Origin of the sequence: Bradyrhizobium sp. (assembly GCF_027451485.1) — a bacterium.
GTDB lineage: Bacteria > Pseudomonadota > Alphaproteobacteria > Rhizobiales > Xanthobacteraceae > Bradyrhizobium.
Genome location: NZ_DAIDJE010000148.1, coordinates 17,231 through 27,723 on the forward strand (window position 1 = coordinate 17,231; position 10,493 = coordinate 27,723).

General features: G+C 62.1%; 8 protein-coding genes. 5 read left to right on the forward strand and 3 right to left on the reverse strand.

Translation table 11 applies throughout. The features are described 5' to 3' along the window. Positions 1-12 precede the first annotated feature (12 nt). Together NEZ08_RS18410 and NEZ08_RS18415 are read right to left on the reverse strand one after the other, a co-directional pair. Positions 13-1,179, reverse strand: a complete 1,167-nt coding sequence (locus NEZ08_RS18410) for an acyl-CoA dehydrogenase family protein (protein WP_298109909.1) — start codon at positions 1,177-1,179, stop codon at positions 13-15. A 262-nt stretch (positions 1,180-1,441) separates the two neighbouring features. After that, the gene (locus NEZ08_RS18415) at positions 1,442-2,716 is read right to left on the reverse strand and encodes a cytochrome P450 (protein WP_298109912.1); all 1,275 of its coding nucleotides are present in this window, start codon (positions 2,714-2,716) and stop codon (positions 1,442-1,444) included. Between the two features lie 244 nt (positions 2,717-2,960). Between NEZ08_RS18415 and NEZ08_RS18420 the strand changes: the two genes are divergently transcribed. After that, entirely contained in the window at positions 2,961-4,133 is a 1,173-nt protein-coding gene (locus tag NEZ08_RS18420) for an isovaleryl-CoA dehydrogenase (protein WP_298109915.1), read from the forward strand. 220 nt (positions 4,134-4,353) lie between these two features. On the opposite strand, the gene NEZ08_RS18425 is transcribed toward NEZ08_RS18420, so the two are convergent. Next, positions 4,354-4,854 carry a L,D-transpeptidase gene (locus NEZ08_RS18425; RefSeq protein WP_298109932.1) on the reverse strand — a complete coding sequence of 167 codons (501 nt, stop codon included), beginning with the start codon at positions 4,852-4,854 and terminating at the stop codon, positions 4,354-4,356. Between the two features lie 356 nt (positions 4,855-5,210). Between NEZ08_RS18425 and NEZ08_RS18430 the strand changes: the two genes are divergently transcribed. The 4 genes from NEZ08_RS18430 (at position 5,211) to NEZ08_RS18445 (ending at position 9,998) form a co-directional block, all read left to right on the forward strand. Continuing rightward, positions 5,211-6,758: an acetolactate synthase large subunit gene (locus NEZ08_RS18430; protein WP_298109918.1), complete on the forward strand. Its 1,548-nt coding sequence runs from the start codon at positions 5,211-5,213 to the stop codon at positions 6,756-6,758. A 191-nt stretch (positions 6,759-6,949) separates the two neighbouring features. Next, positions 6,950-7,456 carry a hypothetical protein gene (locus NEZ08_RS18435; protein ID WP_298109921.1) on the forward strand — a complete coding sequence of 169 codons (507 nt, stop codon included), beginning with the start codon at positions 6,950-6,952 and terminating at the stop codon, positions 7,454-7,456. A gap of 398 nt (positions 7,457-7,854) precedes the next feature. Then, positions 7,855-8,781, forward strand: coding sequence for a tyrosine-type recombinase/integrase (locus tag NEZ08_RS18440; RefSeq protein WP_298109924.1), 927 nt, complete (start codon positions 7,855-7,857; stop codon positions 8,779-8,781). An 11-nt stretch (positions 8,782-8,792) separates the two neighbouring features. Further along, positions 8,793-9,998: an IS91 family transposase gene (locus tag NEZ08_RS18445; protein WP_298109926.1), complete on the forward strand. Its 1,206-nt coding sequence runs from the start codon at positions 8,793-8,795 to the stop codon at positions 9,996-9,998. The last annotated feature ends 495 nt before the right edge of the window (positions 9,999-10,493 follow it).

A 10,493-nucleotide genomic window follows, 5' to 3' on the forward strand; every position in this document is an offset into this window, starting at 1 on the left:
GTCTTCAGGTCCTCAGTAGGAACGCGGCATGCCGAGCACGTGCTCGGCGATGAAGGACAGAACGAGGTTGGTCGAGATCGGCGCCACCTGATAAAGACGCGTTTCGCGGAACTTGCGTTCGACGTCGTATTCCTCGGCAAAACCGAAGCCGCCATGGGTCTGCACGCAGGCGTTGGCCGCTTCCCAAGACGCGTCCGCCGCCAGCATCTTGGCCATATTGGCCTCCGCGCCGCACTCGAGACCGGCTTCGTATTTCCGGGTCGCCTCCCTGACCATCAGCTCGGCCGCGCGCATCGCCGCATAGGCTTTCGCGATCGGAAACTGGATGCCCTGGTTCTGGCCGATCGGGCGGCCGAACACCGCGCGGTCTTTCGCGTAGGTCGAGGCTTTCTCGATGAACCATTTGGCATCGCCGATGCATTCCGATGCAATCAGGATGCGCTCGGCATTCATGCCGGAGAGAATGTAGCGAAAGCCCTTGCCCTCCTCGCCGATCAGGTTTTCCGCCGGCACCTTCATGTCGGTGAAGAAAACTTCGGTGGTCGAGTGGTTCATCATGGTGCGGATCGGACGGATCGAAAGCCCCGCCTTCTTGGCTTCGCGCATGTCGACGATGAACACCGAAAGCCCGTCGGTGCGCTTCTTCGCCTGCTCCTTCGGGGTGGTGCGCGCCAGCAGGATCATCAGGTCGGAATATTCGGCGCGGCTGGTCCAGATCTTCTGGCCATTGACGATGTAGCTGTCGTTGCCCTCGCGCCGGGCAAAAGTCTTCAGCGACGAGGTGTCGGTGCCGCTCGTCGGTTCGGTGACGCCGAAGGCCTGGAAGCGCAATTCGCCGCTTGCGATCTTCGGCAGCCATTTCGCCTTTTGCGTCTCGCTGCCGTGGCGCAGCAACGTACCCATGGTGTACATCTGGGCGTGGCAGGCGCCGGCATTGCAACCGGCCCGGTGAATCTCTTCCAGGATCGCGGTGGCAGCCGAGAGTTTGAGGCCTGCGCCGCCGTATTCCTCCGGGATCAGGACCGACAGATAGCCGGATTCAGTCAGCGCATCGACGAAGGCCTTCGGGTAGGCCATTTCTCGGTCGAGCTTGCGCCAGTATTCGCCGGGGAATTGCGCGCAGAGCTTGGCGACGGCGTCGCGGATGTCGGCATGTTCGTCGTGATCAGGGGCGGTCATATTCTCTCGGCTTGCGGGTCAATCATCAGGATACGGCTCCTCGGGATAGGCGGGTCCCGAGGCGCGTTCAAGGGATTAGTTCCGGCTTACAGCCCGGTCTAGAGCTCCGATTCCGAAGTTCGCAAGCTATCCGCGGCACCTCTGATGCGAACTCCGGAATCAAGGAGCTCTAGCAACTTATTGATTCTAGTGCGGCTTTGAAAATTTGAAGTTCCTATGACGAACTCGCGGCAACACTGATAGGAACTTCAAATTCGCCGCACTAGGCGGGTATGCGTACAGGGAGGGACTCGATACCGCGCACGAAAGAGGAATAGACCCGCTTCGGCTCCCCGACCACCTCGATCCGCTCGAAGCGCTTGAGGATTTCCTGCCAGACGATCCTCAGTTGCAACTCGGCGAGCCGCATGCCGACACAGCGGTGGATGCCGAAGCCGAACGACAGATGGATCTTCGGCCGCGCGCGGTCGATGATGAACTCGTTTGGACGGTCGATCACTTCCTCGTCGCGGTTGCCCGAGACGTACCACATCACGACGCGGTCGCCCTTCTTGATCGTCTGGCCGCCGAGTTCGGTATCGACCAGCGCCGTCCGCCGCATGTGGGCGAGGGGGGTCTGCCAGCGAATGACTTCCGGCACCATGGATTCGATCAGGTCAGGATTTTCGCGAAGTTTCCTGTATTGGTCCGGGTGCTCGTTGAGCGCGAGCACCGATCCGCTCATGGTGTTGCGCGTGGTGTCGTTGCCGCCGACGATCAGCAGAATGATGTTCCCCATGAGGTTGTCCGGATCCATGTGGCGCGTGGCCTCGTTGTGCGCCATCATGGAGATCAGGTCGTTCCGCGGCTCGGCGTTGACGCGCTCGTTCCACAGCTTGGAGAAATAAGCGGCGCATTCGTCCATCTCGGCGCGGCGCTGTTCCGCCGAATCGACGATGCCGCCTTTCGGCAGCGCGGTCGAGACATCAGACCAGCGCGTCAGCTTGCGCCGTTCCTCGAATGGAAAATCGAACAGTGTCGCCAGCATCTGCGTGGTCAGTTCGATCGAGACAAGGTCGACGAAGTTGAAGGTCTCGTTACGCGGCAGCGAATCGAGCACGCGGGCCGTGCGCTGTCGGATCAGGATCGCGAGCTCGTCCAGATGGGTCGGGGTGAACATCGGCTGCACGGTCTTGCGCTGCGCCGAATGGCGCGGCTGGTCCATGGCGATGAAGCTCGGCCAGTCATAGCCCGGGGGGACGTCGCGGATGGAAATTCCGCCCAGCGAAACGTCCGACGAGAAGATCGCGTGGTTGGTGTCGACATGCATGATGTCGTTGTACCGGGTAACGGACCAATAGGGCTCGATCGGTGCTTTCGTGCAGTAGTGCACCGGCGCTTCCTTGCGCAGCCGTTCGAAATAGGGCCAGAGCGTATCGTTGCGGAACAATTGCGGCGCGCCGGGGTGAAAATCCTCGATCGGCATGGAATAGGCGGCCTCGCGTGCGGCGCGCATTAATTCCTGCTTGTCGATCCCGTGCGGTGTCTGGACGTTCATGGCCGTTTTCCCTTGAGGAGGCGTCCCTTTCGTTATGTCGGAAGGTGGTTAGCTTTTGGGTAAATTACATCCCCTTGCAGGGGTAAGGGCAAGAGAGAGTTTTGGCGGATTCCCCGGACGATCTCGGCGGGGCGATGGCATGCCAAGCGCCACGCCACTCCGGTCGTTTGTCGGCCGTGACAAGTCCAGTTCAAGCGATTAAGCCAATAACAAATTAATAGCTCAAGTCTTGCGGAGAGCCGCCATGATTCCCAACGCGTACCGGATGTTCAATTTCGATCTCGGCGAAACCGCCGATGCGTTGCGCGAGACGGTCCACGATTTTTCAAACAACGAGATCGCGCCCCGCGCCGCCCAAATCGACAAGAGCAACCAGTTTCCGATCGATCTCTGGCCGAAGCTGGGCGCGCTCGGCCTGCACGGCATCACGGTGGAAGAAGAATATGGCGGCTCAGGGTTGGGCTATCTCGAACATTGCGTGGCGATGGAAGAGATTTCGCGCGCCTCCGCCGCGGTCGGCTTGTCGTATGGTGCGCACTCCAATCTCTGCGTCAACCAGCTCCGTCGCAACGGTACCGAGGCGCAGAAGAAGAAATATCTCCCGAAATTGATTTCCGGCGAGCATGTCGGGGCGCTGGCGATGTCCGAGCCAGGCTCGGGCTCTGACGTGGTGTCGATGACGACGCGCGCCGAGAAGAAGGGCGATCGCTACGTGCTCAACGGCGCCAAGATGTGGATTACCAACGGTCCCGTTGCCGAGACGCTGGTGGTCTATGCCAAGACCGATCCGGCCGCGGGTCCGCGTGGCATCACCGCTTTCATCATCGAAAAGGGAATGAAGGGATTTTCCACCGCGCAAAAGCTCGACAAGCTTGGCATGCGCGGCTCGGACACGGCCGAACTCGTATTCGATAATTGCGAGGTGCCGGAGGAAAATGTGCTGGGCCAGGTTGGCCGGGGCGTCAATGTCCTGATGTCGGGCCTGGATTACGAGCGCGCGGTGCTCGCCGCGGGTCCGATCGGCATTATGCAGGCCTGTATGGATGTGGTGTTGCCTTACGTGCACGAGCGCAAGCAATTCGGTCAGTCGATCGGCAGCTTTCAACTGGTGCAGGGCAAGATCGCCGACATGTACACGACGATGAACGCCTCACGCGCCTACGTCTATGCGGTGGCGAAGGCCTGCGACCGCGGCGAGACCACGCGCGAGGACGCCGCCGGGGCCATTCTCTATGCCGCCGAAAAGGCGACGCAATGCGCGCTGGATGCGATCCAGCTTTTGGGGGGCAACGGCTATATCAACGATTACCCGACGGGACGGCTGCTGCGCGACGCCAAGCTCTATGAAATCGGCGCCGGCACTTCCGAAATCCGCCGCATGCTGATCGGGCGCGAGTTGTTTGAGAAGTCCGCTTGATCGCCGTTGTGAGGAGCAAATGCGACGCAATCCGGTTGTCTTTTGTGCGGTCCTTCCGGAGCGCGAGTGAGACGAACGAGCTGTGATGTGCAATCGCACATCACAGAATCCATTCCTCCCGGCGTTCAGGAGGCGCAAGGATTCCGGGCCTGCGCCTGCCGCGCAAAATGGCTTCGCTATTTTGTCACGGCGACGCATCCCGGAATGACGAAGATGGATGCTATCTCACCACCACCAGCGTGCCGACCGAAACGCGGTTGTAGAGATCAATGGCGTCCTCGTTGGTCATGCGGAAGCAGCCCGACGAGACCGCGTGGCCGATCGTTTCCGGCTCGTTCGATCCGTGAATTCGGTAGAGCGTCGAGCCGAGATACATCGCGCGCGCGCCGAGCGGGTTGTCGATGCCGCCGGCCATGTAGCGCGGCAAGTCGGGCCGCCGTGCCCGCATCTGCGCCGGCGGGGTCCAGCCCGGCCATTCCTTTTTGGCGCTGATGTGGTGAGTGCCGGTCCAGCGGAAGCCGTCGCGGCCGACGCCGATGCCATAGCGCAGTGCCTCGCCATGGCCGAGGATCAGATAGAGCCGTCGCTCGGATGTCGAGATGAAGATGGAGCCCGGTGGCAGTGCGACCGGAGAACTGACACGTTCGCGCGGGATCGGGCTTGAACTGCCGCCGTAATAGTCCGAGCCGGGGCCGTAATAGGGGTACCCGCGCTGCTGCATATCCGGATAGGGATGGCCGCGCTGCTGCATCGGCTGCTGTTGCTGGCGGCCGCGGCCGAAGAAATTGAAGAAGTCGTCGTCGCTGGTGGCGCGGGCCGATGAGGCACTACCCAGCACCATCAGCGCCACGGCGAGCGCGGCAAAAATCCGGATCATCGTGTTCCTCGCAGGTTAATTTAACCAAGCAGGCCATATCGTGGTTTGTTTCGCAAGCGAACGTGACGGAATTCGAACGGTGCGGTTAAAATTGGCCGACGCCGTCCGTGTGATGGCTGCCATGCGGGTAACCCCCCTTTGACTGATGGCGTGAGGAATGATTTGGATCGAATGTTGGAACCGCGAACAGGAGTGATGGGATGAACGGTGCTGAAAGTCTGGTGCGAACCCTGGTCGCGGGCGGGGTCGACGTCTGTTTCACCAACCCCGGCACCTCGGAGATGCATTTCGTCGCGGCGCTCGACCGGGTCGAGGGCATGCGCTGCGTGCTTGGTCTGTTCGAGGGCGTGGTGACGGGAGCGGCAGACGGCTACTTCCGCATGAAGGGCACCCCGGCTTCGACGCTGCTGCATCTCGGACCCGGGCTCGCCAACGGTCTTGCCAACCTGCACAACGCCAAGAAGGCGCATTCCGGCATTGTCAACATCGTCGGCCAGCACGCGACCTATCACATCGGCTACAACGCGCCGCTCACCTCGGACATCGAGGGGCTGGCCAGGCCGATGTCGGAATGGGTGCGCACCTCGCCGGACGCGAAATCCGTTGCGGCCGATGGCGCCGCGGCGATTGCAGCCGCGAAGAGTTCACCGCCGCAGATCGCAACACTGATTCTGCCGGCCGATACCGCCTGGAACGAGGCGGACGGCATCGCGCAGGTGCCCGCCGCAAAGCAGCAGCCGGGCTTTTCTGCGGACGCAGTCGAGAAAGCCGCCAAGATTCTGCATTCCGGCGGAACGCAAAACCTGCTGCTCGTCACCGGCAATGCGCTGACCGAGCGGGGGCTTGCGCTGGCGCAGCAGATATCAGGCAAGACCGGCTGCAAGGTAATGGGTCAGACCTATCACCCGCGCATGGCGCGTGGCCGCGGCCGCTTTTCGATCGACCGTATCCCTTACGTGATCGAGCAGGCGCTGCCGCTTTTGAAGGACTTCAAGAACATCATTCTGGTCGAATCCAACGATCCGATCGCCTTCTTCGCCTATCCGAACAAGCCGAGCCAGCTGAAGCCCCAGGGCTGCGAGGTCAACCGCTTGACCGCGTGGGGCGACAACTCGATCGCGGCGCTGGAGGCTTTGGCGGACGCACTCGGCGCCAAGCCTTCCGACGTCAAGCCGCAAAAGCTTGCCGAACTCGTCAAGCCGACGGGCGCGCTCAATCACACCACAATCGCCCAGGCGATTGCCTGCGCAATCCCCGAGAACGCGATCATCGTCGATGAATCCATTACCACCGGCCGCGGCTTCTTCCCGCCCACGGCCGCTGCCGCACCGCACGACTGGCTACAGAACATGGGCGGTTCGATCGGCTTTTCGACTCCGGTTGCGACCGGCGCCTCGGTCGCCTGCCCCGACCGCAAGGTCATCTGCATGGTCGGCGACGGCAGCGCGATGTACACGATTCAATCGCTGTGGACGCAGGCGCGCGAGGGCCTCGACGTGCTGACCATCGTTTTCGCCAACCGCATCTACCAGATCCTCCGCGGCGAATTTGATGGCGTCGGCGCCGGGGCGCCGGGCACCCGCGCCATGGACATGCTCAAGATCGACAAGCCGACCATCGACTTCGTCGGGCTCGCCAGGAGCATGGGCGTCGAGGGCCGCGCGGTCGCGACCGCCGACGAGTTCAACAAGGCGCTGGCGGACTTCGTTCCTGCCAAGGGACCGCGGCTGATCGAAGTGCAGATGTGACGGCTGAGTGTAGTCCTGGTTCCTTTCGTCATGCCGGCCCGTTGCCGTTCGAAGAACGGCAACGCTTCGGCTCGCCTATGTCGCGGGCTCCACGTCTTAAGCATCCGCGAAAAGAAAGACTTGGATGCCCGGGACAAGCCCGGTCATGACCGGGTAGGGTCGAAATTGTTGTCACAATTTTCCAAGACCCCATGCACGCCGAGCTGGACAGGATCGTCGCCGCGCTGAAAGAGTTTTACGCCAGGGAGGCGTTCCTGCTCGTCCACGATCTCGGCGAGCGCACGCTGACGCATCGGCTCGCCGTGCATCTGGAACGCCAGTTTCCTGATTTTGAGGTCGATTGCGATTTCGACAGGCTCGGTCCCCGAACCCTGAATTTGCCCCACGGCTCGATCGTCTCGACCGACGATCATCTCGGCAAGTCGATCTATCCCGATATCGTCGTGCACCAGCGTGCGATCCCGAACAATCTGCTCGCGATCGAGGTGAGAAAGGCGGACAACCATCAGCCGATCGAGCACGACCGTCACAAGCTGCGCGCCCTGACCGACGCCGATATCTGGTTCGCCTACTGGATCGGCGTGATGGTGACCTTGGGCAAAAACGGCGTGACCTCGTCGGAAGTCTATGTGGCGGGCCAGATCGAGGAGACGCTGTCGGGCTTTTTCGCCGAGCGCCTGAAAGAGGCGGGCGTCTAGTGAATTGGATTTGACATTCGCTATCGACCCAGCCGCCAAGCCCGGAGAGCGAATGTCAAATCCCAAACGCCACCAGAAACGTATATTTGCTGGTGGTCCTTTGATTCTGACATTCGCAAAACTGGCCGTTGAGACGGGATGCGAATGCTAGGCGTGTACCCATAGATCGCAACCCCAATGCAGGCGCAGCTATGTCCGCTTTATCCTGGGAAGCGGACATTGGCGGCGCGCACTGGCAAGTCAGCTAAGGGCCAATGCACAAAGTCGCTGCGCTCCAGCCCGCTGCGCGGGAGCAAGAGCCGAGAGGCCGGCAGCCAGTTGAGAGGATAGTGGTAGTACTGGAGAGCGCCGTCCTGAGAATCGAGGTGTTGCAACCCTCACTCAGGAAGGAGCTCTCCATGAGCGATACCAACACAGTCAGTCCGCTGCGTCAGCGTATGATCGAAGACATGGCTGCGCGCAAGCTCAACCCGCACACGCAGCGTGGCCACATTTACAGTTGCAAGCAGTTCGCCGCCTGGCTCAAACGCTCGCCCGATACGGCAACCCCCGACGAGGTGCGCCGATTTCAGCTGCACCTGATTGAGAGCGGGATGAGCATCTGCAACCGCAATCGGATCATGACCGGGGTGCGGTTCCTGTTCCGCGTCACGCTACGTCGTCACGATCTGGCGGCCGAGGTCTGGCACATCAAGGAGCCCGAGAGGCTGCCGCCGGTGCTGAGCCCCGCGGAGGTCAAGCGCGTCCTGACCATGGCGACGAGCCTGAAGGCGCGAGCGATGCTAACGCTGGCCTATGGTTGCGGATTGCGCGCCGGCGAGGTGGTGCGGCTGCGGGCGGGCGACATCGACAGCGAGCAGAAGATCATCCGCATTGTGCAGTCGAAGGGCCGCAAGGACCGGCACGTGATGCTGCCGCCGGAGGTCCTGAAGCTGTTGCGGCAATGGTGGAAGGCGGGGCCGACCGCGTCCAACAACGGCGTCGCGCCCGGACAGCGCTGGCTGTTTCCCGGTCGCAGTCAACGTCAGCCACTGACCACGCGTCAGTTCAGCCGGTTGTTCAAGGAGGCCGCCAAAGCCGCGGGGCTGCGCAAGACGGTCCCGCTGCATTCGCTTCGCCACAGCTTTGCGACCCACCTGCTCGAGCGCGGCAGGGACATTCGCGTGATCCAGGCGTTGCTCGGACATTCCAAGCTTGAGACGACAGCCCGCTACAGTCGCGTGGCGATCGGACTGATTGCCAAGATCGAGAGCCCGCTCGAGGGCCTAAGCGCGCCGCGCCGCCGCCGGCGACAGCGAGACAGTGAGGAGCCGCCAGCGCCGTAGCGCCGCCGGCCGTGGCTCGGCCAGTTCTGGAGGTCGCGGACATCCTGCGCGATCACGGCTCTGCTTGGCGTGACGCCAATCAGAGGCATGTGAGCCTCGGGCAATTGAAGGTGATGAGTGCGATCGAGCGCTGTCGTACGGCAGCGCTCGGCGGCCACGTCGCACGCTGCGAGAACACAGCGTGCGGCCATACCGAGATCGCGTACAACTCCTGCGGCAACCGGCATTGTCCGAAGTGCCAGGGTGCGGCGTCACGCCGATGGCTGGCCGACCGCGAAGCGGAGCTGTTGCCAGTGCCGTATTTTCACGTCGTCTACACGCTGCCGAGCGAGATGCGCGACATCGCCTCCCAGAACAAGCGCGTGATCTATAATCTGCTGATGAAGGCGGCGGCCGAGACCACGCTCGCCATCGCTGCCGATCCCAAGCGCCTCGGCGCACGAATCGGCATCACGGCCGTGCTGCACACCTGGGGCTCGGCGCTCACCCATCATCCGCACGTGCATATGATCGTGCCGGGTGGAGGGCTCTCGCTCGATAACACGCGATGGATCGCCGCGCGCTCCAACTTCCTCGTCCATGTCAACGTGCTGGCGCGCTTGTTCCGCGGCAAGATGCTGGCGATGCTCGTGCATGCGCACGCCGCCGGCGAGCTGAAGTTCTTCAATACCCATGCCGGGCTCGCCGACAAGACAACGTTCAAGCGCTTCATCACCCCGCTGCGGCACATCAGATGGGTGGTCTATTGCAAGGCCCCGTTCGCGGGGTCCGAGCAGGTGCTGCGCTATCTCTCCCGTTACACCCATCGTGTCGCCATCTCCAACCGCCGCCTCGTTGCAGCCGACGACGAGGCGATTGCGTTCCGCTGGAAGGACTATCGCGTCAGCGACCGCTGGAAGACGATGCGGCTTCACCCACACGAGTTCATCAGGCGCTTCCTGCTGCACGTGTTGCCCAAGGGTTTCCACCGCATCCGCCACTACGGGCTCTTTGCCTCAACCAACCGCGCCGAGAGCATCGCAACCGCCCGCGCACTCCTCAATGTCGTCCCGTCTGCCGCCGATCCTCAACAAGAGCCGGATGTTGCGCCAGATACACCGCGGGTGCTGCCGTGCCCATGTCCCCGCTGTGGCGCGCGCATGATCATCATCGAGACCTTCGCACGCGGCTGCGCGCCGAGCTGGCGACCAACACCGATCAGGATCGACACGTCATGACCAATACCGCGTGTAAGCCTTGCAGTTTTCCCGGCCCGATGTGCCGGCTCCACGCCGGTAGCGATCTCGCTCAACCCAATGGCATCCATCAGTGCGCGGATCGTGCGTTGATGCGCTCCGAACAGCCACCAAAATGCCGATTGCGCTCTGCCGATCTCCTGTCCGTGCAGACACGCAGGTCGAATCCTGCCGGCATCACGTCTATCATCGAGATCGGCGCCAACATCAAATCCCCATAGCGCTCGCTGCCCGGCCAGTGCCCAACTTCCCGCGACTTCCTGCCTTGGCGCTTTTTGGACGCCGGTTAGTTGAGCGTGCGGAGCGTCTCTCGTTGCCGGCGTCCAAAAACCTACACAGTAAGCGACCTTCACCGCACCGCCGAGCCGCCGCTAGCTTAAGCGCTTCAATTGTTCGCGTGCATCCCAATCCGGACGCGGGCGACGTCCCCTGCTAAACCATTTCATTCCATTTGCGATCCAAGTGCTGCGCCACAGT

Bases quoted from the DNA above. Each gene is read 5' to 3' on its own strand.
- NEZ08_RS18435 (WP_298109921.1), top strand. From the start codon at position 6,950: ATGCACGCCGAGCTGGACAGGATCGTCGCCGCGCTGAAAGAGTTTTAC.
- NEZ08_RS18440 (WP_298109924.1), top strand. From the start codon at position 7,855: ATGAGCGATACCAACACAGTCAGTCCGCTGCGTCAGCGTATGATCGAA.
- NEZ08_RS18425 (WP_298109932.1), bottom strand. From the start codon at position 4,854: ATGCAGCAGCGCGGGTACCCCTATTACGGCCCCGGCTCGGACTATTAC.
- NEZ08_RS18410 (WP_298109909.1), bottom strand. From the start codon at position 1,179: ATGACCGCCCCTGATCACGACGAACATGCCGACATCCGCGACGCCGTC.
- NEZ08_RS18420 (WP_298109915.1), top strand. From the start codon at position 2,961: ATGATTCCCAACGCGTACCGGATGTTCAATTTCGATCTCGGCGAAACC.
- NEZ08_RS18430 (WP_298109918.1), top strand. From the start codon at position 5,211: ATGAACGGTGCTGAAAGTCTGGTGCGAACCCTGGTCGCGGGCGGGGTC.
- NEZ08_RS18415 (WP_298109912.1), bottom strand. From the start codon at position 2,716: ATGAACGTCCAGACACCGCACGGGATCGACAAGCAGGAATTAATGCGC.